Raw genomic sequence first — 24,078 nt, 5'->3', positions numbered from 1 at the left:
ACAAATTCCCAGGCCAGCACGGCGCCTATGACATCGTCTCGCTCGGCCCCGACGGGCGCGAGGACGAGACCACGGCCAATGCCAATGTGACGAGCTGGCAGCCATGACCCCCGTCGCGGCGATGACGCGCTCTGCAGACGCGGATGAGGCTGGCTTCACGCTGGTCGAGGTCATCGTCGCGCTCGGCATGCTGTCGCTCGGCCTGACGATTGTGATGAGCCTGTTGTCCACGGGGCTGGCGCGAACAGGGATGGCCGAGCGGCTGGCCGGCGCCGTCTCGCTGGCGCAATCGGTGCTGGCGCAGGCCGTCAGTCCGCTTCGGATCGAGACGCGCGAGGGCACGGAGCCGAGCGGCTATCGCTGGCAGCTCGCGATCCAGCCGTATCGCGCGGGTCCGGCAGAACAGGCGCGGCCGATCGAGCTGTATCAGGTCTCCGTCGTGGTGGGCTGGCGCGAAGGTCAGGACACGCGCTCCTACGTGCTGTCGACTCTGCGTCTCGGTCCCAGAGTGACGCCGTCGCAATCCGCGTCGAGGTGAGCGATGCGGATCACGTCGCCGCAATCCGTCGAACGCGACGACGAGGAGGCCGGCTTCACGCTGGTCGAGGCGCTGGTGGCGCTTGCGCTGTTCAGCCTGCTCGCCGTCGTGCTGTTCGACGGCCTGCGGTTCGGCTTGCAGGCTTGGCGCAGCGGCAGCGCACGCGCCGAGGCGTTTCAGCGCGAGCTTGCGGCCCAGGATGTGCTGCGGCGGCTGATCGGCAATCTCTATCCGATGATGCTCGGCGAGGGCACCGCGCAGCGCCGGATCGATTTCGACGGCCAGGCCGAGAGCCTCGAATTCCTGAGCGATGCGCCGGCAGTCTCGGGCGGCGCTGGCCGGTTCCGCTTCAAGCTCTTCGCCGATCATCGGCGCAACCGCGTCGACCTCGTGCTGCAGGCCGTTCCGGAGCTGGCGGTCCAACAGCAGCCGGAGCGCACGCTCCTGGTGTCGGGCATCGACCGTGTCGAATTCAGCTATGCCCCAAGGGGCGCGTCGACCGGCCAGGCAGATTTCAGCACGACCTGGCAGCAGCAGATCGAGCCGCCGGGCCTGATCCGGCTGCGCGTTGTCATGGCTCCCGGCGACGGGCGCAACTGGCCGGAGTTCGTGATCGTGCCGCGTCTGCAGGCCGACGTGGCCTGCGTTTATGACGCGCTCACCATGCGCTGTCGCGGACGTTAGCGGGGAGGGCGACATGCCGGTGATGTCTGTTCTCTGGGGAGTTGCACTGCTGATGGTGGTGGCGCTGTCGCTGTCATGGTCGAGCAGCGTCTCTTACAGCCTGGCGCACAACACGATCGCGCAAGCCGGCTTCAATGCTCTGGTCGAAGCCGGCGTCAACGCCGCCATCGATGGCCTGCTGGAGCCGCGAGCGGAGCGCCGCTGGCGTGCCGACGGCCGGCCCTACCGGCTCGATTTCAACGGGACGCAGCTTTCGATCCGGCTCCAGGACGAGCTCGGCAGGATCGACCTCAACCAGACCGACGAGGCCATGCTGAGCAGCCTGCTGCAGTCGGCGGGGCTGGACGCGCAGGCCGCCGCGCGCCTGACCGACAAGATCGTCGATTGGCGAACCGCAACGGCTCTGAAGCATCTCAACGGCGCCAAGGACCGCGACTACGCCGCGCGCGATGCCGCCTATCGGCCGCGCAACGGTCCGTTCCAGAGCGTCGACGAATTGCGCTTGGTGATGGGCATGACGCCCGAGATCTTCGCGCGCGTCGCGCCGGCGCTCACGGTGCATTCGGGGCGACAGTTCGTCGATCCGCAGCTTGCGCCCCTTGAGGTGCTGCGCGTCCTGCCGGGGATGACCGCGCAGAGTGCAGAAGCAGCAGCTGCTGCGCGTGCAAGCGTGGACAGCAGGGCAGGGCCGATCGAAGGGAATCCGCTGACAGCGCTGCGCGGGCGTGCCTTCACCATCAGGACGGAGTTCTCCGACGCATCTCGTACGGTCGTCGGCGACGTCGCGGTTCGACTGACGGAAAATCCGCAGCAACCCTATTGGGTGCTGAGCTGGAGCATGAGATGAGCGATCACGCCATGATGGCCCACCGCACGCCCGCTGCCATCGCTGGCGCTCTGTCCGCCATGGGTGGCCTCGACCGCGCTGAGCTGCTGCACGGATTTGGCGACTTCCTGCTGGCGGAGAGCATCCTCGATCGCATGAGCCTCGATCGGGCCAGGCGAGCGTCGCTGACCACGGGCGACCGGCTGGACATGGTGCTGACCAAGCTGGGGCTCGTGTCCGAGGTGGGCCTCGTCACCGCGCTGTCGAAATATCTGGCGCTCGACCTGGTGCGGATGAACGAGGTTCCGATCGAACCCGTCCTGCCGGAGCTGGTCGAGGCTGCATTCGTGCGTCACAACCGGGTGCTGCCGCTCGGTCGCAGAGACGGCCGGCTGTCGGTCGGTGTGACCGATCCGTTCAACCACGACCCGGTCCGGGCGCTGGCCTTCCTGACAGGACTGGCCGTCGACATGCGCCTGTTCACGGCGGCCGATTTCGACAAGGCCTGCGGCGCGCTGTACCCGATCAACGCGAGTCATGACGACAGCCGGCTAAGCGGCGGCGCCGAGGCCAACGAGGCGGACGTTCAGCGGTTGCGCGATCTCGCCAGCGAGGCGCCGATCATCCGGCTGGTCAACCAGGTGATCGCCAACGCGGTGGAAGCGCGTGCATCCGACATTCACATCGAGCCGAACGTCGACCAGGTGCTGGTTCGCTATCGTATCGACGGCGTGCTGCGGACGGTGCAGGCGCTCGCGGCAGATCTGCGCGCGGCGATCACCTCACGTGTAAAGATCATGTCGAAGCTCGACATTGCCGAGCGCAGACTGCCGCAGGACGGGCGCATCAAGATCGCGGTACGCGGCATCGACATTGACTTCCGCGTCTCGACCATCCCGACCGCGTTCGGCGAAAGCGTCGTGCTGCGCGTCCTCGACCGCAACCGCGTCAGCCTCGACTTTGCCGAGCTCGGCTTCTCCGAGGAGCACATCGCGACGCTGCGGTCGCTGCTGCAGCAGCCCAACGGAATCATCCTGGTCACAGGGCCGACCGGCAGCGGCAAGACCACGACGCTGTATACGGCGCTGAAGGCGCTGAACAACGCCGAGCGCAAGATCTTCACGGTCGAGGATCCGATCGAGTACCAGATGCCCGGGATCAATCAGGTCCAGGTGCAGTCGGACATCGGCCTGACGTTTCCCCACGCGCTGCGCGCGATGCTCCGGCAGGATCCGGACATCATCATGATTGGCGAGATCCGCGATCTCGAGACGGCGCGCATCGCCATCCAGGCGTCGTTGACGGGACATCTCGTGCTGTCGACGCTCCACACCAACAATGCCGCGTCCGCCATCACGCGCCTGATCGACATCGGCGTCGAGAACTATCTGCTGGCGTCGACGCTGAAGGGAGTGATCGCGCAGCGTCTGGTTCGCAAGCTCTGTACGGCCTGCGCAGGTCGCCACCCGCAGGCGTCATTCTGGGCCGAGAGTTTCGAACGATCCGCTCCCGGTCTCCGCTCGCGTGGTGCTGCCGACATTCGCCAGCCGCAGGGCTGCGCGGATTGCGGCCATACGGGCTTTGCCGGCCGCTCCACCATCGCAGAGATGCTGGTGGTCGACGACGATGGCCAGAGGCTGATCCTGGCAAAGGCGGCGGACACCGCGATCGAACGGGCCGCCCGCGAGCGTGGCATGCAGAGCATGTACGATGTTGGCGTACGAAAGGTCTGGCAGGGCGAGACGACCATCGATGAAGTGCTGCGTGCGACGCGCATGGGGTGACGGCGCGGCCGCGAGCATGACGGGGGAACGGGATGATGGGAGCATTGCTGACGGCGACGCGGGCGGCGCGTCCGGGTGAGCTCATCCAACGGATTGCCGGCTGGTGGCGCGCGGAGTTCATCAATCTGCTGCCGTCGCGGCTTGCTGCCGTTTTGTTCGTAGCCGGACGGCCTCGGCTCGTCCTGGTGCGCCGTGACGGTGGGGTCAGCCTCAGGCTGACCGATCCGAGAGCGGGACTGGACACCTCGGAGACGTCGTCGATGGAGCCGGAGGCGGCGATCAGCGCGCTGCTGACGCGTCATGGACTCGATCGGCATGAGGTCGCGCTCGGGCTGCGCCTGCCTGAGACGAGCGTGTACCGTCGCGACATCTTGCTCCCGCCCGAGGCGCGGGGCGCGGTCGATTCCATCGTGCCGCAGGACCTGCTGCGCAGGACACCGTTCAAGGCGGACGACATCTATTCAGATCATGCCGCCAGCACCGCGGCGGACGGCCGGATCGCGGTTCAGCAGTGGGTGACGCGGCGCCAGCACGTGAAGGAGGCGGCCGACCAAGTCGGCATGTCGCTCGAGCAGATCCGCTTTGTTGTCTTCGGTGACGCCGCGCCGACGATCCGTCTTGCGCGCGAGGCGGAGGGACGCCAGCCCTACAGGGTTGCGCTCGCAGCGCTGTGCTGCAGCGCTGTGCTTCTTGCCGGCATGGTGGCCGGCCTGACCTATGTTCGGCAACAGGCCGCGCTCGACCGGCTCGAGTCCGATATCGCGGTCGCGCGCCGCAGCGCGGAGCGGGTGCGCGCGACCATGGAGCAGTTGCGCGAGCGCAGGACTGCGCTTGCCCGGCTTCGTCTCCAGCGTCACGAGCAGCCGGGGCTGATCGACGTCTGGGATGAAGTCACACGCCTTCTGCCGGCGCATTCCTGGTTGACCGAGCTCAGACTGACGGAGGGCGCCAATGCGCGCAGTGTCTCGGTTACGCTGACGGGATTTTCGACGGCGGCGCCAAGTCTCGTCGGCATTTTCGACGGATCGAAGCTGTTCGTCGATGCCGCATTGACCTCCCCCGTCGCGATGGATCCGATCGAGGGGCGGGAGCGCTTCTCGCTGCAGACCCGAGTCCGTATGCCCGATGCAGCCAAGGAGGCGACACAATGAAGGGCTGGTTTCGGTTCGATGCGCAGCTCGTGCGCCCGAGCCTGTTCGTTCTCGCAAACTTGGCCGTCTTGGGACTGCTCGCCTGGGCGTGTGTGATGCCCGTCGTCGCTGTCTTCGCCGAGCGCGATGCGCGCATTCAGGACCAGCAGCGGCTGCTGGCTCGTCTGAAAGCGGTTGCCGCGCAGGCCCCGCGCATCGAGGCTCTCGCGTCCGAGACGGAGACGCAATTTCAGAGCGGAGAATTTCTCGCCGGCGCCAATGACAACGTGATCGCGGCTGATCTCCAGACTCGTCTGAAGGCGATCCTTGGCAATGCCGGCGCCCAGGCGCGCGCGGTTCAGTCCCTGCCGGGCCGGACGGTCGATCAGATCAGGTACAGCGGTGTGCGGCTCGACTGTTCGGGTCCGTTACCGGCGATGATGCGCGTGGTGCATGCGATCGAGAGTGCAAAGCCCTATTTGTTCGTGTCCAGCGCCAGCCTGAAGAGCGGGGCCGCCTTGCGCCAGGGGCAAATAGAGGAGCCAGTTCTGCAGGCGCAGCTCGACGTCTATGGAGCGGTTCAATGAGACTGCGGGCGAGATGGCGCGGGTCTCCGCGGCTTGGCGTGCTGGCGGTCCTCGGCACGGTCAATCTGATGCTGGGAGCAAAGCTGTCGATGCTGGCGTTTGGAGACGAGACGGTCGGTCTGCCGCGCGCGGCCTGGGAAGCGGCGCTGCCGCGATCGGTCGCAAGCCTTGCCGGACGACCGCCCGTCGACGCTTATGCCGAGATCACCGCTCATCCCGTGTTCTACCGCTCGCGCGAGCCATTCGTCGCCCCTCCACCGCCGCCGCCGCGGCCTCTTCCTGCCCCAGTGGTCGCGTCGTTGGTCGCGGCCGATCCCGGCCTCATGGTGGGTGGCGTCATGATCCACGGTGGGGTGAGCAAGGCCTATCTGCAGAGCAAGTCCGGACCCGGCGGCGGCTCCTGGGTGACAAAAAACGAGTCCTATCAAGGCTGGCAGGTCAAGATGATCGATCCCTCGGGGGTTCGGATCGAGCAGGCCGGACGCACCATCGAGCTGCAGCTCTATCCGCGAAATTGATGATGATCGGAGATCGCGCGAGGCCCGCGGCTCAGGATCGTCTCGATCATTTTGAGGATCCGGGAGTCGATGGCGACGAGTGGTAGGGTGGAGCGAAGGCGCAGCCGTGCTCTCCCCCCTTGCGAAATTGCAATGGCATCGTGCCGATCGTCTTGCTGCTCAATTCGCCGATCGACGGTGGGCGGCGGCCGCCTCGCTCACCCTACGGCAGCTTGCCAGCTTGATCGCAAGCGCGGCTAGCCGCAACAAAACAACCATCCAGTTCGAAGCCCGGATGAGCGAAGCGGCATCCGGGGTCTCCCCTGGCAGTCCTGATGAATCCGGATGCCGCTTCGCTCATCCGGGCTATGCGAGCAGCTCAGCGGCGCACGATCAAAGCCACCACGTTCACTGCAAATGAAGAGGCCCGCCCAGCGTGCTGGACGGGCCTTTATTATTCATCTCGCGCGTCGCGATCAGCCGCGCTTGTCGAGCTCGACGTAGTTGCGCGTGGTGACGCCGGTGTAGAGCTGGCGCGGGCGGCCGATCTTCTGCTGCGGGTCCTCGATCATCTCGCTCCACTGGCTGATCCAGCCGACGGTGCGGGCAACCGCGAACAACACGGTGAACATGGAGACCGGGAAGCCCATCGCCTTCAGCGTGATGCCCGAGTAGAAATCGACGTTCGGGTAGAGCTTGCGGTCGATGAAGTACTGGTCGCTGAGCGCGATCTTCTCGAGCTCGAGCGCGACCTTGAGCATCTGATCGTCGGCGTGGCCCGTCTCCTTGAGCACCGCGTGACACATCTTCTGCATGATCTTGGCGCGCGGATCGTAGTTCTTGTAGACGCGATGGCCGAAGCCCATCAGGCGCACGTCGCTGTTCTTGTCCTTCACCTTGGCGATGAATTCGGGAATCTTGTCGACGGTGCCGATCTCGGCCAGCATGTTGAGCGCGGCCTCGTTGGCGCCGCCATGGGCCGGGCCCCACAGGCAGGCGATGCCGGCGGCGATGCAGGCGAACGGGTTGGCGCCCGAGGAGCCGGCGATGCGCACCGTCGAGGTCGAGGCATTCTGCTCGTGGTCGGCGTGCAGGATGAAGATCTTGTCGAGCGCGTCGGCGAGGACCGGGTTCGGCTTGTAGTCCTCGCACGGCACGGCGAAGCACATGTGCAGGAAGTTCTCGGCGAAGGACAGCGAGTTCTTCGGATAAACGAAGGGCTGGCCGATGGTGTATTTGTAGGCCATCGCCGCGAGCGTCGGGATCTTGGCGATCATCCGCATCGACGCGATCATCCGCTGCTTCGGATCGTTGATGTCGGTCGAGTCGTGATAGAACGCGGCGAGCGCGCCGACCGAGGCCACCATGACCGCCATCGGATGGGCGTCGCGGCGGAAGCCGTGGAAGAAGCGCGACATCTGCTCGTGCACCATCGTGTGATGGGTCACGCGATAATCGAAGTCCTTCTTCTGTGCGGCGGTCGGGAGCTCCCCGTACAGCAGGAGATAGCAGGTCTCCAGGAAGTCGCCCTTCTCGGCGAGCTGCTCGATCGGGTAGCCGCGGTATTCCAGCACGCCAGCGTCGCCGTCGATATAGGTGATCTTCGACTGGCAGCTGCCGGTCGAGGTAAAGCCGGGGTCATAGGTGAACATCCCGGTCTGGGCGTAGAGCTTGCCGATGTCGATGACGTCGGGGCCCACCGTGCCGCTCAGGATCGGAAGATCGAAATTCTTGTTGCCGACGGTGAGGGTCGCGGTCTTGCTTGCGGATTTTGCGTCCATCGTTGGTCCCCGATGAGATCGTTAGGCTTGATCGTTAGGCTGGCCCTTGTTCTTTGTGAGAGATCGCAGGGCGGGTGGACTTTATCTAGTGCGGTGGCTCTGACATTGCCGTCGGCGTCGTCCGAGGCACTGTTGCCGCGAACATCTTAAGCGAAGGTCAAATCCGAAACCGCACTGGAATCTTATACTTACTAGTGTCCTTCGGCTTTCACTTTCGCAAACGCGCCCGCCGCAACGTGTGACGATTGTCAAAGCCTCGGGATACCAATTTGTGCCGCAGAACTGCGTATCGTATTGCCATGTGCGCTGCAAGATGGGGGTTAATGAGACCTTATGCGGTGGTCTGGTCCTGCAGGCGGCCCAGGGATTCATCACGCCCCAGAATGGCCAGAACGTCGAAAATCCCGGGCGAGGTGGTCCGTCCGGTCAGCGCGGCGCGCAGCGGCTGAGCCACCGCGCCCAGCTTGAGATTGTTGGCCTCGGCAAACGCACGCAGCGCGGCTTCCGTGGCCGGTCCGCTCCACGTTTCGACCGCGGCCAGCGCCTCGTGCAGCCGGCCGATCAAGGCGCGGCTCTCCGGCGTCAGCAGCGCGGCTGCCTTGGCGTCGATCGGCAGCGGCCGGTCGGCAAAGATGAAGGCGGCGCCGTCGATCAGCTCCAGCAAGGTCTTGGCGCGCTCCTTGAGGCTGGGCATCGCCTGCTTCAGCTGCGCCCGCGTGGCGTCGTTGAGCTTCGCTTTCAGCGAGGCGCCGTTCGGCACGTAATTCAGCACGTCCTCGAACTGGCGCACCAGCGCCGCATCGTCGCTGTGGCGGATATAGTGGCCGTTGAGGTTTTCCAGCTTGGCGAAGTCGAAACGCGCCGCCGAGCGGCCGATGGCCGGCAGGTCGAACGCCGCAATCATCTCCTCGGTCGAGAAGATCTCCTGGTCACCATGGCTCCAGCCGAGCCGCACCAGATAATTGCGCAGCGCGGACGGCAGATATCCCATGGCGCGGTAGGCATCGACGCCGAGCGCGCCATGGCGCTTCGACAGCTTCGATCCGTCGGGCCCGTGAATCAACGGAATGTGCGACATCGACGGCACCGTCCAGCCCAGCGCATCGTAGATCTGCTTCTGGCGCGCGGCGTTGATCAGATGGTCGTCGCCGCGAATGACGTGGGTGACGCCCATGTCGTAGTCGTCGACCACCACCGCCAGCATGTAGGTCGGATTGCCATCGCCTCGCAGCAGCACGAGGTCGTCAAGGTTCTCGTTTTGCCAGACCACGCGGCCCTGCACCTGGTCCTCGATCACGGTCTCGCCGGTCAGCGGCGCGCGCAGCCGGATAGTCGGCTTGACGCCCTCGGGCGCCTCCCTGGGATCGCGGTCGCGCCACATGCCGTCGTAGAGCCGGGTGCGGCCTTCCGCGCGCGCCTTCTCGCGCATGGCTGCCAGTTCCTCGGCCGTGGCATAGCAGCGATACGCCATGCCGCTGGCGAGCAGCTGCTCGGCGACCTCGCGATGCCGGGCAGCGCGGCTATATTGGTAGATGACCTCGCCGTCCCAATCGAGCTCGAGCCATTTCAGCCCGTCGAGGATGGCCGTGATGGCCGCATCGGTCGAGCGCTCGCGGTCGGTGTCCTCGATTCTGAGCAGCATCTTGCCGCCGCGACCGCGCGCATAAAGCCAGTTGAACAGGGCCGTCCGGGCGCCTCCGATGTGGAGAAAGCCGGTCGGGGAGGGGGCAAAGCGCGTAACGATCGGGGAGGTCATGGGCGGCAGCACGAAATCCAGGCAGGGGCTCAAGCGGGCGGGGGGTGTATAGCAGGCCTATCGCATAACTAAAGCCTTCCTTGGGGGAGGCGGATTTGGCAGATAGGCTGGCAAATTCCGGAGCAGGACATTCTTGATGACCACGACGACAGACACGGCAGTGACGGCAGAGGCAGGGCGCGACTTCATCCGCGACATCGTCCAGGCCGATCTCGACAGCGGCAAGCACAAGACCGTCGTCACCCGGTTCCCGCCGGAGCCGAACGGCTATCTGCATATCGGCCATGCCAAGTCGATCGGTCTCAACTTCGGTATCGCCCGGGAGTTCGGCGGCCGCTGCAATCTTCGTTTCGACGACACCAATCCGACCAAGGAAGAGCAGGAATACATCGATTCCATCCAGGCCGACGTGCGCTGGCTCGGCTACGATTGGGGCGACAACCTGTTCTACGCCTCGGATTATTTCGGGCGGCTCTACGAATGGGCGGAAGGGCTGATCAAGGCCGGCCTCGCCTATGTCGACGACCAGACCCAGGAGGAGATCCGGCTGTCGCGCGGCACGCTCACCGAGCCCGGCAAGAACAGCCCCTTCCGCGACCGCTCGGTCGAGGAGAATCTCGACCTGTTCCGGCGCATGAAGGCGGGTGAATTCCCGAACGGGGCGCGCGTGCTCCGCGCCAAGATCGACATGGCCGCGGGCAACATCAACCTGCGCGACCCCGTGCTGTACCGGATCCTGCACGCCCATCACCCGCGCACCGGGGACACCTGGAAGATCTATCCGAGCTACGACTACGCTCACGGCCAGTCGGATGCGATCGAGGGTGTCACGCATTCGATCTGCACGCTCGAATTCGAGGATCACCGGCCGCTCTACGAATGGCTCTTGGACAAGCTGCCGGTGCCGTCGCAGCCGCGGCAGTACGAGTTCGCACGCCTCAACCTGACCTATACGCTGCTGTCGAAGCGCGTGCTGACGCGGCTGGTGCAGGAGGGCCACGTCTCCGGCTGGAACGATCCGCGCATGCCGACCATCGCCGGGTTGAAGCGCCGCGGCGTGCCGCCGGCGGCGGTGCGCGAGTTCACCAAGCGCATCGGCATCGCCAAGGCCAACAGCATCGTCGATGTCGGCATGCTCGAATTCTGCATCCGTGAGGAGCTGAACCGCACGGCACAGCGCCGCATGGCGGTGCTGCGTCCGCTGAAGGTGGTGATCGAGAACTATCCTGAAGGCCAGGTCGAGGAGCTCGAGGCTATCAATCATCCTGACGACCCCTCGGCCGGCACGCGCAAGATCGCCTTCGGTCGCGAGCTCTACATCGAGCAGGACGACTTCATGGAGAACCCGCCCAAGAAGTTTTTCCGCCTGTCGCCCGGCAACGAGGTGCGGCTGCGCTACGCCTATTTCATCAAGTGCCGCGAGGTCATCAAGAACGACGCCGGCGAGATCGTCGAGCTGCGCTGCACGTACGATCCCGAAACCAAGGGCGGCAACGCGCCGGACGGACGCAAGGTCAAGGCGACGATGCACTGGCTGCCCGCCGCGCAGTCGCTCAAAGCCGAGATCCGGCTCTACAACCAGCTGTTCGCCAATCCGAGCCCGAACGCGGCCGACTTCACCGCCGACCTCAACCCGAACTCGCTGGAAGTGCTGACCGACGCGCGGATCGAGCCGGCGATTGCCGAAAGCAACTCGGCCGAGCCGATGCAGTTCGAGCGCCAGGGCTACTTCGTGCGCGATGCGGACTCCACGCCCGACAAGCTGGTGTTCAACCGCACTATCGGCCTGCGCGACACCTTCGCGAAGGAGGTCGCGAAGGGTTGAGCCAAACCACGGTCATACCATCCGAGGCGGCATGACCGTGTACTTGGCCATGGCGTTGTTGACCGCGAAGCTGCGCTCGGCCTTGGCGAATGTCTCCGGCGCGCGCCTGCAGCGTGGCAACGCTGTCGGCCGGCAATTCTCCGACCTTGATGTGCGTGTCGGTTCCGGAGGCCGCCCTGGTAGATGCGGCTGCAAGCCCCGCGCGCGCCGTCCGACTGGCGGCCGCATGAGCTCTACGCGATCGCGTCCTGCCCGATATCCGTCAGCGTCGGTACGCCATCGCTGAGTTCGACGAGGCCGCGCTCGGTCAGCAGCGCGAGGTCCTCGTCGGAGACAGGCGAGAGGGTGAGCCGGTTCGCCTTGATGTCCCGCAGCGTCCAGCGCAGCTGGATGGCCTTTTCGAGACCAAGGTCGGCGAAGGGATCGTCGATGTCGTGGGCGTCCATGTCCCGATAAGCGGGTGCGATGCAAAAGGTTCCAGCGCAGCCGACCGTGCAGAATCCCAGGATTCCCGTTCCGTTCTGCTAGGCGCGCTCGCGCAGCTTTGGGTAGCCTGATTGCTCCTGTGCGGTAGCGGGTGGTGTGGGCATGGCGGAGCCGGTACGGCCGCCGGGGTGGCGTCGCGGGATCGCGGGCGTGATGGCCGATGTCTGGCCGCCGCGCGGCGCGCTGGCCGGCGGCTGGCCTGTGATCGGTGCCGGCGCATGGCCGTCCTTCGCGACCAAGCTCAAGAGCTGGGCGCAGGAGGAGGCGGGCGCCGGCCGTTTGCTGCCCTGGGTGCCGGTCGCGTTCGGCGCGGGCATCGCGCTGTACTTCTCCGCCGATCACGAGCCCGTGTTGTGGATCAGCGTCGGTGCAGCGGCACTGCTGGGCGTCGTCGCCGTGCTGCTGCGCCGGCATCCGCTGTTTCCAATGGCGGTGATGATCGCAGCTGCAGCGTCCGGATTTGCCGTCGCCACCGTGAAGACCGCGCGCGTCGCTCATCCGGTGCTGGCGAGGCCGTTGTATTCGGTGTCGCTCTCAGGATTCGTCGAGATGCGCGACATCCGCGAGCGCAGCGACCGGATCGTGCTGCGCGTGACGTCGATGGAGAGCCAGCGCAGCAGCGTGACCATCGCCCGCGTCCGGCTCGCAGTGCGCAAGGGGACCGCGCCCGATGTCGGCAGCTTCGTGCAGCTCAAGGCGCGGCTGTTGCCACCGCTCGCGCCGGTGCGGCCCGGCTCTTACGACTTCGCCCGCGACATGTTCTTCCAGGGCATCGGCGCCTCCGGCTTCGTGATGGGCGCGATATCAACGGTGATGCCGCCACAGGCGGCCGGCTTCGGCCTGCGCTACGCGGCGGCCATGCAGGGCCTGCGCGACGCGATCGATGCGCGCATCCGCGCGCGTCTCACGGGCGATGAGCGTGCGATCGCAACCGCGCTCTTGACCGGCCGGCGCGACGCCATCACCCCCGATGTCAACGACGCGATGTTCATTTCCGGCCTCGGCCATGTGCTGTCGATCTCCGGCTATCACATGGCGGTCGTCGCCGGCGTCGTGTTCTTCGCGGTGCGCGCGCTGCTCGCGCTGATACCAGGTCTCACGGTGAGCCATCCCATCAAGAAATGGGCGGCGGCCGCGGCGCTGGTCGCGGCGGCGTTCTATCTCCTGCTGTCGGGCGCGGAGGTCGCCACCCAAAGATCCTTCTTCATGACGGCGGTCGTGCTGATCGCCGTCATGGTCGACCGCCGCGCGGTCACCTTCCGTACCCTTGCGGTCGCCGCGATGATCGTGCTGATCGCCGCGCCCGAGGCGCTGGTGCATCCGAGCTTCCAGATGTCGTTCGCGGCGACGCTCGGCCTCGTCGCGCTGGTGCAGTTCGGTCTGCCGAAACTGTTTGCGACGCCGGACTCATCGACGACGCAGCGCATCGCGCTGTGGGGCGGCCGTGAGCTCTCGATGCTGCTGCTGGCGTCGCTGATCGCAGGGCTCGCCACCACGCCTTATGCCGCCTTCCATTTTCATCGCATCACGCCCTACGGCCTGCTCGCCAATCTCGCGGCGATGCCGGTGGTCTCGGTGCTGGTGATGCCAGCCGGGCTGCTCGGCCTGCTGGCCGCGCCGTTCGGCCTCGACGGTCCCTGCTGGACGCTGATGGGCTGGGGCATCGACTGGATGATCGCGGTGACGCGCTGGGTCGCGGCGCTGCCCGGCGCCGTCGGGCGCATCAATGCGTTCGGCATCGGGCCGCTGATCGTGGCCAGTCTCGGCCTGATCCTGATCGGTCTGCTCAGGACGCCGCTGCGCTGGTCGGGCGCGATCGGGCTCGTCGCGGCGACCGCATGGGCGGCCACGACGCCGCAGCCCGACATCCTGATCTCCGGCGATGGCCGCGCGGTCGCGGTGCGCGGCCGCGACGGGCTTCTGCATGTGATGCGCACCGGCAAGGACGTGTTCGTGACCCGCGAGTGGCTCGCGGCCGATGCCGATGCGCGGCTGCCGGCCGATTCGTCTCTCGGCGAGGGCGTGTCCTGCGATGACTCCGGCTGCGTGCTGGGGATGGCCGACGGCCGCCTCGTCGCGCTGACAGTGCGAGCGGATGCGCTCGCCGATGATTGCGCCCGCGCCGCGCTCGTCGTGACGGCGCGCGCCGCGCCGTCGTCCTGCGCGGCCGCCGTCGTCGACCGTCCGCGCCTGCAGCAGCAGGGCGCCTTGATGCTGGTGCAGCGTGACAAGGGGTTTGCCGTCACACCCGTGCGTGCCGACGGCACCAACCGTCCGTGGTGGCCGGCTCCCGCCGACGCCGGCGAGTTCGACGCGACCCTGACGCCGCGCGCGCCGACGCCGCGTGCTCAGGACGCGACCCCGCCGGAGACCGAGCAAACCGGGGAGGACTAATCACGGGGAGGACTAATCAGTTCGCGTCGGTCAGCTCCAACGAGGTCCATCAAAACGAGGTCCATCAAGGTGCGTCAGCTGTCCTCGGACGGCCGGACACGACACCGACGCCGCAACCCACGGCGCGGCAACTGCCGGCCGGAATTGCAGCGTCAGCGCGCGATCCGAGGCGACGACCAGGCTTTCGACCAGCGCCTCAGGTGATGCTGATGCGGCGGATCGGCGTCGGCTGCTGTGCCGGCGTCTCCGTCGCGATCTCGGGGCGGCGCTCGCCCGGCTGCTTGCTGACCGGCAATTGCAGCACGGTGACGCGCTGGCCTTCGCAGAGCTGCGTCACCAGCACATGGCGGCCGTCGGCGAACTCGATCGCGTCGTGATGACGGTCGGAGATGTGCTTCTCGATGGTGTTGAACTTGGCGACGCGCTCACGGATCGTCCGGGTCCACAGCCAGCGGCTGTCGTAGCGGACGTCCTCGGCGAAGGCGAGTTCGGTGCCGGGGAGCATGCACACCGCAACGGTCGGCTCGCTTTCGAGCGCGAAGCCGCGGGTCGCGGTGCCGCGGAAGGTCGTCGAGATCAGCGTCTCGCCGACCTTGGCGGGACGCGAGGCAACGGCATGGAGGCTGTAGTCACACATCGGATCGCTCCTCGTTCAGAGATAGCCGACCCACGCTCCCCCCGGACAGGCGCAGGCCTCTATCAGAGTGGACATCGGGAGCGATGTTAGCGCGCGCTTCGCGGCAATTCTGCGCTGATCTGCATCACGCGAGCCTGCCTGCGATCACAAGCGTTTGAGCATGCCGCGCTGCACATCATGAGCTGCGCTCGCGCGTGACCTGATTTTAAGCGGCGCGCGATGCTGCGCAGTTTTTTTGAGCGACGCGCGTCTTCGCGCCGCCGGTTGCTATTGCATCTCGCAATGCAAGTCGCAGTGCATGACCGCGACGGCTTGAGCCTGCGCTCTCAGTACTTGCGATACAGTCCGACCAGCTTGCCCTGGATCTTCACCCGGTTGGGCGGCAGGATGCGCACCTCATAGGCGGTGTTTGCCGGCTCCAGCGCGATCGAGGCGCCGCGGCGACGGAAGCGCTTCAACGTCGCCTCCTCATCGTCGATCAGCGCCACCACGATGTCGCCGGTGTCGGCGGTCTCGTTGCGCTGGATCAGCGCCATGTCGCCATCGAGGATGCCGGCATCGACCATCGAGTCGCCGCGCACCTCGAGCGCGTAGTGATCGCCATTGCCGAGCATGTCGGCCGGCACGCTGATGGTGTGGCTGCGCGTCTGCAGCGCCTCGATCGGCGTACCCGCGGCGATGCGGCCCATCACCGGCACCGCGACCGGACGCTCGCCATCCTCCAGCGCCGGCGTCGAGGTGCGGACCTTGCCGAGATTGCCTTCGATCACCGACGGCGTGAAGCCGCGGCGATTGCCGGCCGCCTGCGACAGCTCGGGCAACTTGATCACCTCGATGGCGCGGGCGCGGTTCGGCAGCCGGCGGATGAAGCCGCGTTCTTCCAACGCGGTGATGAGGCGGTGGATGCCGGATTTCGAGCGCAGATCGAGCGCATCCTTCATCTCGTCGAAGGACGGCGGTACGCCGGCTTCCTTGAGCCGCTCGTTAATGAACCGCAGAAGTTCGTACTGTTTGCGCGTCAGCATCTCGACCTTGTCCCCGGTTGGTGTCGCCCAAGTCCCACACGATGCTCTCAAACCAGCGTTGAAGCCCGGCACTGAAGAGCGGTGGAGAGTCGGACGATCGCGTTCGCCCGCAACATACTAAAAACAAATCATGAACGGACACTATATGTTCGATGTGTGTTCCGCAATCCTAAAAATACGGTGAACGGACCGGGGTTTGCCGGGGAAATCCGCTCAGAGCGGCAGGCGCAGGATCTCGCAAGGGCTGCCGGCCGGGGCTTTCGGCGCGAACGCCGGACGGATGACCAGCGCCTGCGACAGCGCGAGATTGCCGAGCAGCGAGGAATCCTGCTGCGTCACGGGCGTTGCGACCAGCGTGCCGTCGGCGCGCTTTTCGAGCCGCGCGCGCAGATAGTCCTCGCGCGAATCGTTGGCCCCGAGCTCGCGGCCGAGCAGGGCGGTCTCGCGCGGCAGCTGCGCCTCGCGACCGAGCAGGCTGCGAATCAGCGGGACCAGGAACAGCATCGCGCAGACATAGGACGACACCGGATTGCCGGGCAGGCCGATCACGCGCATGCTTCCGAGCCGGCCGTGCATCATCGGCTTGCCCGGGCGCATCGCGATCTTCCAGAACGCCATCTCGACGCCTTCGGCGTCGAGCGCCTGCTTGACCAGGTCGTGATCGCCGACCGAGGCGCCGCCGGTCGTCACCAGGATGTCGGCCTCCGCGTCGCGCGCCCGGCGGATGCCGGCGACCGTCGCGTCGAGCGTATCGGCGGCGATGCCGAGGTCGATCGCGTCCGCTCCCTCGCTCCGCACCAGCGCGCGCAGGCCGTATCCATTGGAATAGACGATCTGACCGGGACCGGGCGTCGAGCCCGGCATCACCAGCTCGTCACCGGTCGCGAGCAGCGCCACCTTCGGCCGGCGCCGAACCGGCAGCAGCGGATGGTTCATGCTGGCAGCGAGCGACAGGTCGCGGTCGCTCAGGAGGCGGCCGGCCTGCAGCAGCACCGCGCCCCGGCGAAAGTCCACGCCCGCGGGGCGGATGTGCCGGCCCTTGATCGCCGCCTCGTTGATCACGACATGGCCGTCGTCCGCGCGCGTGTCCTCCTGGATCACGACCGCATCGGCGCCCTCAGGCACGACGCCGCCGGTGAAGATGCGCGCCGCCTCGCCGGGACGCACAACGCGATCGAACGGACGTCCCGCCGCGACCTCGCCGATGACCTTCAGGCGCGCCCCGGCGGTCGCGGCATCGGCGGCGCGCAGCGCGTAGCCATCCATGGCCGACATCGCCTCCGGGGGCTGCGTCCGCAAGGCAGCCAGGTCGCGCGCCAGCACGCGGTGATGCGCCTCGTCCAGCGTGACCATCTCCTCGGCCAGAGGCGCGGCGCCGGCGAGCACCGCAGATAACGCATCGGATACCGGCATCAAGGCCATCGGAGTTCCCTTGGACGGGCGGACGAGTCGAACGACTTGCCTTCTAGCCAACACGACCCGCCGGGCCAAGGACTAAGCTCCCTGCCTGGAGCGCCGGAGGGCCCGTCCTGGCCGCGATCTCAGGCCGTCGCGGCCCTCCGCGGACGCGCTGTTCCGCGACGCGCCCTTCCTGACAGCCGCGCTGCGCAGCGGCCCGGCGGGTGAACACCGCAGTGCTACGGGGTAGCCGCGTGTTTTCGCGTCTCTTCAGTTTTTGAGAACGAATTTCAAAGACGTTGCCTTTTGCAACATAGGTTATTTGAGATCAGGAATTGTTAGTGAATGCCCCGAGCGTCTAGTCGAGCTCGATCCGGCTGGGCATCGACCCCGCTGCTGACTGCTGCGTTGATTGCGCTGGCGTGCATCTCCTTCGCTGCCGTAGAGGCGTCGCGCGCGATCAATCGGCGCGCGGAAATCTTCGCCGAAGGCAAGAAGAACACCGTCAATCTGACGAGCTCCCTGCTGCAGCACGCGGAGTCGACGTTCCGTACGGCCGACACGCTCCTCGTGGCAGCCGTATCCGTTCTCGGGTATCGCGTGCCGGATCGCGACGGCCGCAAACGGCTCAAGACCTGGTTCATCGACGAACTGCAGCGGATGCCGCAGCTCGTCAGCCTGGTCATCATGGACGAGACCGGGACGCTCCTCGTCAGCTCGGCGGCGGAGGAGGGCGCGGCGAACTACGCGGACCGCGAGTTCTTCATCTATCACCGTGATCACGACGACCGTGACATGCGCCTGAGCGCGCCGGTGCGCGGGCGGACCAGCAACCAATGGCTGATCCCGCTGACGCGACGCTTCAATCACCCGGATGGCAGCTTTGGCGGCGTGGTCGTCGCCGCCGTCGGCACGCAATACTTTCAAGACTTCTATGAGCGCCTGGACATCGGGCAGAATGGCGCCATCCTGTTGGCGTCACTCAATGGTCCGCTGCTGGTGCGACGCCCGTTTGCCGACACCAATGTCGGCCGCGACATGAGCCACAGCGGCATTTTCCGCGAGCTCAAGCGCGCGCCAGTGGGGACCCTCGAGATCACCTCGTCCACGGACGGGGTACGCCGCTTCAACAGCTACGAGCAGGGCCACACCTATCCGATCGTCGTCGCCGTGGCCCACGATGTGGACCAGATGCTGGCGCCCTGGTGGAAATCGACCTTTCGCCGCGTCGGCGAGGCGGGGGCCATCGTTGCCATCATGATCCTGCTGGGCACCCTCGTCTGGCGCACGACACGGAAACTCGCCGACCAGGCAGCCGAGCTGCGCGAGGCCCGCGACCGTTTCGAGATCGCCATCGATGCAATGCCGGACGGTCTCAGCGTCTTCGGCGCGGATCAGAGGCTCGTGCTCTCCAACCGCAGGGTTGCCGAGCTCTATGGTTTCGAGCGCGAGGATTACGGTCCGGGCACACCGCTCAGCCGTTTCGCGGCGCTGTCCGCCGAGCGCGGCATCGAGTTCGATCTGACCGCCAGCACGGATACGATCCGGCTTGAAGAGGATCGCATCGTCGCCGTGAGGCGCGCCGCAACGCCCGATGGAGGCTGGGTCTCGATCCACGAGGACATCACGGAGCGCGTCCGTGCGGCGGAGATGCTCGACGAGCGGCTGGCGGAGCTGACGCAGACGCGAAACCGCCTCGAAGAGCAGCGCAATGAGTTGATCGCGACGAGCGAGGCGCTCTCGGCCGCCAAGGACGCGGCGGAGGCGGCCAGCCGCGCCAAGTCGGACTTCCTGGCGATCATGAGCCATGAGATCCGCACGCCGATGACCGGCATGATCGGCATGATCGGGTTGCTGGCCGACACCAGGCTCGATCACGAGCAGAAGGAGCTTGCGGACATCGCCCAGCTCTCTGCTCGCAATCTGCTGACCGTCGTCAACGACATCCTGGATTTCTCGAAGCTCGAAGCCGGGCAGGTGACCCCGGAAGCGATCGATTTCGACCTCGATAACGTCGTCGGCAGCGTCATGGCGCTCATGGGAGCAAAAGCACGAGACCGGGGGCTCGCGCTGCAGGCATCGCTCGCGGAGGAAACGCCGCGCCGGCTCCGCGGCGATCCCCACCGTATCTCCCAGATCCTGCTGAACCTGGTCGGCAACGCGCTCAAATTCACCGAGCGCGGCTCGGTCGTGATCACGGCGTCCCATGAATGGCTTTCGGATGATCAGGTCGAGCTCAGCATCACTGTCACCGATACGGGCATCGGCATCGCGCGTGAGTCGCAGGAGCTGCTGTTCCAGCCGTTCAGCCAGGCCGACACCTCGGTCTCGCGCCGTTATGGCGGGACCGGTCTCGGACTGGCGATCTGCAAGCGCTTGGCCGAGATCATGGGAGGCACGATCGGCTTCGACAGCGTCGAAGGGCAAGGGAGCCGGTTCTGCGTCACCGTTCGCTGCGGGCTGGCTTCGCTGGAGACGGTGGAGATCGCGCCGCTCGCGCCCGATTTGCCCGACGACAACGAAGCGCTCGAGATCCTCGTCGCCGAGGACAACGACATCAACCGTAATCTGATCGCGAGGCTGCTTGCCAGGCGGGGCTATCGCGCCGACATGGTCGACAACGGGCGGGACGCGGTCGAGGCCGTTCAGCGCAAGCGCTACGATCTTGTCCTGATGGACATGCAGATGCCGAAGATGGATGGCGTCACCGCCACGCGGATGATCCGCGATCTCGGCAACCAGGCTGCCGACGTGCCGGTGATCGCGCTGACGGCAAACGCCCTGGCCAACCAGCGCGCGCTGTGCGTCGCCGCCGGCATGGACGATTTCCTGACCAAGCCGATCCGGCCGGATCGCCTCTACGAAGCCATCGCCTACTGGGGCAGACACGGCCGTCACGCCACCTCCCGACGCGAAACCGCGGACCTGCTGGCGCAAGGCGACGCCTAGCCCGAAGGCGCCGTCCACGCCGTGCGACGGACAGGGCCGCTGAGGCACCGGCTGGGCAAGTCGCCGCAATTCTCACGTCCGGTGCCGGATCCACACGTTGGGTTCGACATAGACCGCGTAGCCGTGCTCGGCCGAGACGACCACCGGCACCAGCGCGCCGGGAATCTCGATCTCGCCGGACTGTTCGAACGGCACGCCTGTCCACTGCGACCACTCCGCGAGGGTGCCGACGATGGTCATCGAGCACGGCGCAAGCTTGACGATCTCGCCACCGATGCCGAGGTGCGTGCGCAGCCAGGAATCCCCGAGCTGACCATCTTCCCGCCGCTGCTCGAGATAGGCGCTCATCGGCGTCTGCGGCGTCAGATGCTTCTGGTTCGGCCGCACCGGCGCGTACAGTTCACCGAAGCCTTTGGTTCGGGCGCAGCGCTTCAATGCGTTCAGCATGGCCAGTGAGCTGCCCGGCGCACGCGCCTTCGGCAGCAGCGCGATCTCGAGCGCGCTCATGGTCGTCGGCGGCCGCCCAAGAATCCGGTCCTCATGGCCCCATCGGATGACTTCGTCCCAACCGGCGTCGGGCAGCGTGCGGCGGTCCTCGATGCCGAACGCGAATGGAATGGCAAACGCGCGCCCGACCACCTTGTCGTCCTCGAGCGCTGCAAAGGCGCAATCCGCGTAGTGCTCGAACGCAGCTTCGCCGTAATACAGCATCGCTGTCCGATCCTGCCGCATGAACTCCGGCCAGACCGCGTCGAGCTCCGGCGCGAACACGCGCGGGATGAGGTCCGGCCGGTCGCGCAGGCAAACGACTTCAGGATCGATGCGGCTCATCAAGTCATGTTACGCGGCGTTCAATGATTGCTGCAATCGAAATAGCACTGCGCGATCCTTGTTCGCCGCGTTGGCGACACCAGCGTCGCAGCAGAAGCCAACCGACAGCAACGGCTGCACGACGGAGATCCTCAACGTCTTGGGGCAAGGCGATCGATTATCCCTGAAGGTTTTGCGCTCAGGGTATTGAAAAAACCTGACCGCAGCCCACTTCGACGAAGAGCTAACAGCGATGGACCCTGCGGATTGAGGTGGACGCTGATCTTGCTGCTCGGCGGAAGCGCGTGCTTCGACGCGAGCTTGATTTCTGTTGCGGCCGCTGCAAGCGAACACTGCACCGCCGCGCGGTCGAACGTTGCGTCGCAGATGGTCAGGGTTGAACGAGCGCTGGCCGAAAGCGTGTCGGACGCGGAAATCAGGTCAGGGCTGACCCTGCTCAAGGCGGCTTTGCAGGCCGGTCTACAATGTCAAAACGGGCAGGTTGAGCTGTCTCAGCCTGGGGTCACGGGCGTGACACCATCTGGACCGGCGTCGCCGCAACGACCGTCGCCGGCAGAGTTGTACGAAAGGCTCGGCAAGACTCATACCTATGTCCCCACTCCGAGCCGGCCTCAGAAGCAGGCGGTCGTCGAAGACGATAACCAGGCGGCAATTCAACGGATAAGCTACCAGCTATCTTCGCCGCGGATTGATTTGGAAGCTGTTCGGCAAATCCTATCTGCCCTGAGGGCTAGCTATCGCTGACTGCGGAGTGGATCGGAACGGTATGAACGAGACCGCTATCTGAGGTTGTTGATTTGGATCGGTATCACGCTCCGTTGCTACTGCGAGATACCAGCCGTTCGACGTGCTCGGATCAGATTTGATCGCCAGATAGTCTCCCCATTTACCACAACGATTGTCGATCCCGGAGGAGTCTGGGCACCTCGGTGTGTTCTGTCCTTCGACGGCGACAGTAAGTGTGACTTTCCACTCGCCGGCTACAGATCGCAGGAAGCCGACGGCGGCGCTCGGGTACTTGGTTCTGCCGCCAAAATACAGGCCGACGCCGATATCGCCGCTCTGGCTCGGGGCTGCTGTCGCATAAGCGAAAGCGTAGGCAGAACTCCAGATGTGAGGTTGAGAGCTCTCAGAGAGGTGGATCATCGGCGAGCCGCTGGTCAAGTTTGAGGCGTCGATGATCGCCACGCGTATGTGCGGCAGGGGGTAGCGCGCCACTCCCGAGCCGTCTCCAATGGGGCCCGAGTTCCACGCGAAGCCGATGTGCCCGTCAGCTATCCAGCCAGCCGTGATTCGATCATCTAATCTCGCGAGCCATGGCTTCCCGTTTGGTCCCTCGGCGCCGCCGGATGGATACTGATAAGGCTCGATCTTCACCCGCTGGCGAGCCTTCGCCGACGTCTCGCCGTCGCTCCAAGAACGCACCAGAAGAGTTGCAGTGTCCTCGTGCGTGGCCCAATACACCGTGCTCGCGTTGCCCTGAGTCAGCCGAGGAGAGAACGCGCATTTGCATTCATCTTGTTGGAAGGTCAGTCGTGTCGGTCCATAGTTCGCAAGCTCGTCCAATGACAAGCGAAGTATCGCGGATCGTCGAAACTCGGGAGGATCATCGGCGCTTGAGAATAGATTGAAACTGATGATCAGGTTTTGATTGGTCGTGGTCATGTCCGGGAAATCAAACCATTCGCCTGTCCACCCTCCAATCGTAGCGGGACTGAGATCGTACACATGCCACTGGAGTTGCTTCCCGGGAGTGAGATCAGTCGATTTGGCAAACAGCAAGCGGACCGTGTTTCCATCACCTCCGTCCGATCCTTGCAGAAGCCATATCAACAGATCGCGCGGCTTGTCGTAGAAGACAAGCTGATCGCAGCAGAATCCGCGGCCTACGACGGCGTGCGGCTGATCGAATAGCGAAAATGGATCGAGTTGTTGGAAAGACTTGCCCCTGTCGGTAGACCAAACGGCTCCCCAGTTGAACGCGATAAGGATCTTATCACCAGCAACGGCTGCTGACGGCTCCGCTACCGTTGACACGTAATGGTAGTCCATGCCTGCGAGCTTCGTCGTGTCGATCTGATCCTTCACGTTGATGCCGTCAGAGAACAGCGATTGAGGCCGCGGCTTTATCGTTGCCACCCTGTTGTTGGACAATCGTGATGAGAATGGAATGGCTGCGGCGAGTGTCTGAACCGGCACGTCGTGCTCTTCCAGAAGACGTGCTTTTTCTTTGTATCGGGTGATCTGTTCGGCGGACGGCTTTTGCGGTGGTCGCACGTCAACCGAGATCGTCCCGGGTGCCGGCAAAGTAGTTTCCTGGGTTTGAGCCGAAACTGAATTTGCAGTGCATAGCAGAACAATAATGGAGGTCACCAGGAAGGAGAAGCGCATCGTTGGCCCCAGCTTGGAAGGAAAGAAATTCTGCTCTGAGCATAGCTGCCGATAGACGAAGTAGGGCAATGTGATAGGCGGATCAGGGGGCGCTGCGTCGAAGTCACGAAGTGACGGTCCCACCGCAATACAGGGCTTGGTATGGGTTTCCTCAGGCAACATCGCCATCGTTTCGCCCTCTGGTAGCAAAGTCAATAGAGTTCTATATTTTTTGATTCGGGCGCTGAGGAAAGCAGATCCCTCACCGCCGGTGCGCTAGAGAAATGTACTTCTCCTTTTCCGAATGCCGTGCTATGTTGATTTGGTCCCGTGCTCGACAGGAGGGGCGCTTCGCGATCGTCACGGACCGTGGAGCGCGGGATGCGGTGGCCGCAGGATGTCGCAGCGTGCTCGATGGCGCGCGGACGAACGGCAGCTTGTGGACGTCAAGTCGCGTGGTTCTGGCATCCCGAAGCCGATGTCAAGCTGGCGGGCATGATGATCCCGTCGGCGACGGTGGCCAACAAGCCGGGCACCGGGGAGAGCGCGAAGTAAGCGTGAAAACCACCGCGCAGGGAAT

At 65.3% G+C, this 24,078-nt stretch carries 20 protein-coding genes; 12 read left to right on the top strand and 8 right to left on the bottom strand.

Annotation, left to right across the window (positions count from 1 at the left end; translation table 11 throughout):
• The 8 genes from BRAO375_RS38875 to BRAO375_RS16960 form a co-directional block, all read left to right on the top strand.
• Positions 1–107: type II secretion system protein GspG (locus BRAO375_RS38875; protein ID WP_035640722.1), on the top strand; the 107-nt coding region annotated here is incomplete at its 5' end.
• Complete coding sequence (locus BRAO375_RS16990) at positions 104–538, top strand: type IV pilus modification PilV family protein (RefSeq protein WP_009028697.1); 435 nt, start codon at positions 104–106, stop codon at positions 536–538. The genes BRAO375_RS38875 and BRAO375_RS16990, both read left to right, overlap by 4 nt.
• A 3-nt stretch (positions 539–541) precedes the next feature.
• Entirely contained in the window at positions 542–1,222 is a 681-nt protein-coding gene (locus tag BRAO375_RS16985; RefSeq protein ID WP_009028696.1) for a prepilin-type N-terminal cleavage/methylation domain-containing protein, read from the top strand.
• A 13-nt stretch (positions 1,223–1,235) separates the two neighbouring features.
• Complete coding sequence (locus BRAO375_RS16980; protein WP_009028695.1) at positions 1,236–2,069, top strand: type II secretion system minor pseudopilin; 834 nt, start codon at positions 1,236–1,238, stop codon at positions 2,067–2,069.
• On the top strand, positions 2,066–3,832 hold the full coding sequence (locus BRAO375_RS16975) for a GspE/PulE family protein (protein WP_009028694.1): 1,767 nt from the start codon (positions 2,066–2,068) through the stop codon (positions 3,830–3,832). Before BRAO375_RS16980 ends, BRAO375_RS16975 begins: the two co-directional genes overlap by 4 nt.
• 35 nt (positions 3,833–3,867) lie before the next feature.
• Positions 3,868–4,983: a PilN domain-containing protein gene (locus BRAO375_RS16970; RefSeq protein WP_009028693.1), complete on the top strand. Its 1,116-nt coding sequence runs from the start codon at positions 3,868–3,870 to the stop codon at positions 4,981–4,983.
• Entirely contained in the window at positions 4,980–5,549 is a 570-nt protein-coding gene (gene gspM / locus BRAO375_RS16965) for a type II secretion system protein GspM (RefSeq protein WP_009028692.1), read from the top strand. Before BRAO375_RS16970 ends, gspM begins: the two co-directional genes overlap by 4 nt.
• Positions 5,546–6,067, top strand: coding sequence for a hypothetical protein (locus tag BRAO375_RS16960; protein WP_009028691.1), 522 nt, complete (start codon positions 5,546–5,548; stop codon positions 6,065–6,067). The genes gspM and BRAO375_RS16960 overlap by 4 nt, the downstream gene beginning before the upstream one ends.
• A 455-nt stretch (positions 6,068–6,522) precedes the next feature.
• Here the strand turns inward: BRAO375_RS16960 and gltA are convergent, their stop codons facing one another.
• Complete coding sequence (gene gltA, locus BRAO375_RS16955) at positions 6,523–7,827, bottom strand: citrate synthase (RefSeq protein WP_009028690.1); 1,305 nt, start codon at positions 7,825–7,827, stop codon at positions 6,523–6,525.
• A gap of 331 nt (positions 7,828–8,158) precedes the next feature.
• Positions 8,159–9,583, bottom strand: coding sequence for a glutamate--tRNA ligase (gene gltX, locus BRAO375_RS16950; RefSeq protein ID WP_009028689.1), 1,425 nt, complete (start codon positions 9,581–9,583; stop codon positions 8,159–8,161).
• A gap of 136 nt (positions 9,584–9,719) precedes the next feature.
• Between gltX and BRAO375_RS16945 the strand changes: the two genes are divergently transcribed.
• Positions 9,720–11,408 carry a glutamine--tRNA ligase/YqeY domain fusion protein gene (locus BRAO375_RS16945; RefSeq protein ID WP_009028688.1) on the top strand — a complete coding sequence of 563 codons (1,689 nt, stop codon included), beginning with the start codon at positions 9,720–9,722 and terminating at the stop codon, positions 11,406–11,408.
• Positions 11,409–11,641: 233 nt separating this feature from the next.
• Here BRAO375_RS16945 and BRAO375_RS16940 read toward each other — a convergent pair whose 3' ends face one another.
• On the bottom strand, positions 11,642–11,854 hold the full coding sequence (locus BRAO375_RS16940; protein ID WP_009028687.1) for a hypothetical protein: 213 nt from the start codon (positions 11,852–11,854) through the stop codon (positions 11,642–11,644).
• A gap of 142 nt (positions 11,855–11,996) precedes the next feature.
• On the opposite strand from BRAO375_RS16940, the gene BRAO375_RS16935 reads away from it, so the two are divergent.
• Positions 11,997–14,288: a ComEC/Rec2 family competence protein gene (locus BRAO375_RS16935; protein WP_009028686.1), complete on the top strand. Its 2,292-nt coding sequence runs from the start codon at positions 11,997–11,999 to the stop codon at positions 14,286–14,288.
• Positions 14,289–14,484: 196 nt separating this feature from the next.
• Here BRAO375_RS16935 and BRAO375_RS16930 read toward each other — a convergent pair whose 3' ends face one another.
• The 3 genes from BRAO375_RS16930 to BRAO375_RS16920 all read right to left on the bottom strand — a co-directional run bounded on the left by BRAO375_RS16930 (position 14,485) and on the right by BRAO375_RS16920 (position 17,372).
• A complete protein-coding gene (locus tag BRAO375_RS16930) occupies positions 14,485–14,925 on the bottom strand; it encodes a hypothetical protein (protein ID WP_009028685.1) in 441 nt (146 codons plus the stop codon).
• Positions 14,926–15,251: 326 nt separating this feature from the next.
• A complete protein-coding gene (lexA, locus tag BRAO375_RS16925; RefSeq protein WP_008960206.1) occupies positions 15,252–15,950 on the bottom strand; it encodes a transcriptional repressor LexA in 699 nt (232 codons plus the stop codon).
• A 213-nt stretch (positions 15,951–16,163) separates the two neighbouring features.
• Positions 16,164–17,372: a molybdopterin molybdotransferase MoeA gene (locus BRAO375_RS16920; RefSeq protein WP_009028684.1), complete on the bottom strand. Its 1,209-nt coding sequence runs from the start codon at positions 17,370–17,372 to the stop codon at positions 16,164–16,166.
• 384 nt (positions 17,373–17,756) lie between these two features.
• Here BRAO375_RS16920 and BRAO375_RS16915 point away from each other — a divergent pair, with 384 nt between their 5' ends.
• The gene (locus BRAO375_RS16915; protein WP_009028683.1) at positions 17,757–20,297 is read left to right on the top strand and encodes a response regulator; all 2,541 of its coding nucleotides are present in this window, start codon (positions 17,757–17,759) and stop codon (positions 20,295–20,297) included.
• Positions 20,298–20,369: 72 nt separating this feature from the next.
• On the opposite strand, the gene BRAO375_RS16910 is transcribed toward BRAO375_RS16915, so the two are convergent.
• On the bottom strand, positions 20,370–21,029 hold the full coding sequence (locus tag BRAO375_RS16910) for a hypothetical protein (protein WP_009028682.1): 660 nt from the start codon (positions 21,027–21,029) through the stop codon (positions 20,370–20,372).
• A gap of 363 nt (positions 21,030–21,392) precedes the next feature.
• On the opposite strand from BRAO375_RS16910, the gene BRAO375_RS37445 reads away from it, so the two are divergent.
• Positions 21,393–21,872 carry a hypothetical protein gene (locus BRAO375_RS37445; RefSeq protein WP_139031402.1) on the top strand — a complete coding sequence of 160 codons (480 nt, stop codon included), beginning with the start codon at positions 21,393–21,395 and terminating at the stop codon, positions 21,870–21,872.
• On the opposite strand, the gene BRAO375_RS16905 is transcribed toward BRAO375_RS37445, so the two are convergent.
• Positions 21,843–23,687: a hypothetical protein gene (locus BRAO375_RS16905; RefSeq protein ID WP_139031401.1), complete on the bottom strand. Its 1,845-nt coding sequence runs from the start codon at positions 23,685–23,687 to the stop codon at positions 21,843–21,845. The two genes, BRAO375_RS37445 and BRAO375_RS16905, sit on opposite strands and share 30 nt — an antisense overlap.
• Positions 23,688–24,078: the final 391 nt, after the last annotated feature.

This window comes from Bradyrhizobium sp. ORS 375, from assembly GCF_000239775.1.
Classification (GTDB): Bacteria; Pseudomonadota; Alphaproteobacteria; order Rhizobiales; family Xanthobacteraceae; genus Bradyrhizobium.
The sequence above is the reverse complement of the archived record's forward strand: the minus strand, read 5'-3'. Positions and strand labels throughout refer to the sequence as shown.

What these genes read in the sequence shown, in the direction of transcription:
- BRAO375_RS16990 (WP_009028697.1), top strand. Translation starts at nt 104, where the DNA reads ATGACCCCCGTCGCGGCGATGACGCGCTCTGCAGACGCGGATGAGGCT.
- BRAO375_RS16985 (WP_009028696.1), top strand. Translation starts at nt 542, where the DNA reads ATGCGGATCACGTCGCCGCAATCCGTCGAACGCGACGACGAGGAGGCC.
- BRAO375_RS16980 (WP_009028695.1), top strand. Translation starts at nt 1,236, where the DNA reads ATGCCGGTGATGTCTGTTCTCTGGGGAGTTGCACTGCTGATGGTGGTG.
- BRAO375_RS16975 (WP_009028694.1), top strand. Translation starts at nt 2,066, where the DNA reads ATGAGCGATCACGCCATGATGGCCCACCGCACGCCCGCTGCCATCGCT.
- BRAO375_RS16970 (WP_009028693.1), top strand. Translation starts at nt 3,868, where the DNA reads ATGGGAGCATTGCTGACGGCGACGCGGGCGGCGCGTCCGGGTGAGCTC.
- gspM (WP_009028692.1), top strand. Translation starts at nt 4,980, where the DNA reads ATGAAGGGCTGGTTTCGGTTCGATGCGCAGCTCGTGCGCCCGAGCCTG.
- BRAO375_RS16960 (WP_009028691.1), top strand. Translation starts at nt 5,546, where the DNA reads ATGAGACTGCGGGCGAGATGGCGCGGGTCTCCGCGGCTTGGCGTGCTG.
- gltA (WP_009028690.1), bottom strand. Translation starts at nt 7,827, where the DNA reads ATGGACGCAAAATCCGCAAGCAAGACCGCGACCCTCACCGTCGGCAAC.
- gltX (WP_009028689.1), bottom strand. Translation starts at nt 9,583, where the DNA reads ATGACCTCCCCGATCGTTACGCGCTTTGCCCCCTCCCCGACCGGCTTT.
- BRAO375_RS16945 (WP_009028688.1), top strand. Translation starts at nt 9,720, where the DNA reads ATGACCACGACGACAGACACGGCAGTGACGGCAGAGGCAGGGCGCGAC.
- BRAO375_RS16940 (WP_009028687.1), bottom strand. Translation starts at nt 11,854, where the DNA reads ATGGACGCCCACGACATCGACGATCCCTTCGCCGACCTTGGTCTCGAA.
- BRAO375_RS16935 (WP_009028686.1), top strand. Translation starts at nt 11,997, where the DNA reads ATGGCGGAGCCGGTACGGCCGCCGGGGTGGCGTCGCGGGATCGCGGGC.
- BRAO375_RS16930 (WP_009028685.1), bottom strand. Translation starts at nt 14,925, where the DNA reads ATGTGTGACTACAGCCTCCATGCCGTTGCCTCGCGTCCCGCCAAGGTC.
- lexA (WP_008960206.1), bottom strand. Translation starts at nt 15,950, where the DNA reads ATGCTGACGCGCAAACAGTACGAACTTCTGCGGTTCATTAACGAGCGG.
- BRAO375_RS16920 (WP_009028684.1), bottom strand. Translation starts at nt 17,372, where the DNA reads ATGGCCTTGATGCCGGTATCCGATGCGTTATCTGCGGTGCTCGCCGGC.
- BRAO375_RS16910 (WP_009028682.1), bottom strand. Translation starts at nt 21,029, where the DNA reads ATGCGGCAGGATCGGACAGCGATGCTGTATTACGGCGAAGCTGCGTTC.
- BRAO375_RS16905 (WP_139031401.1), bottom strand. Translation starts at nt 23,687, where the DNA reads ATGGCGATGTTGCCTGAGGAAACCCATACCAAGCCCTGTATTGCGGTG.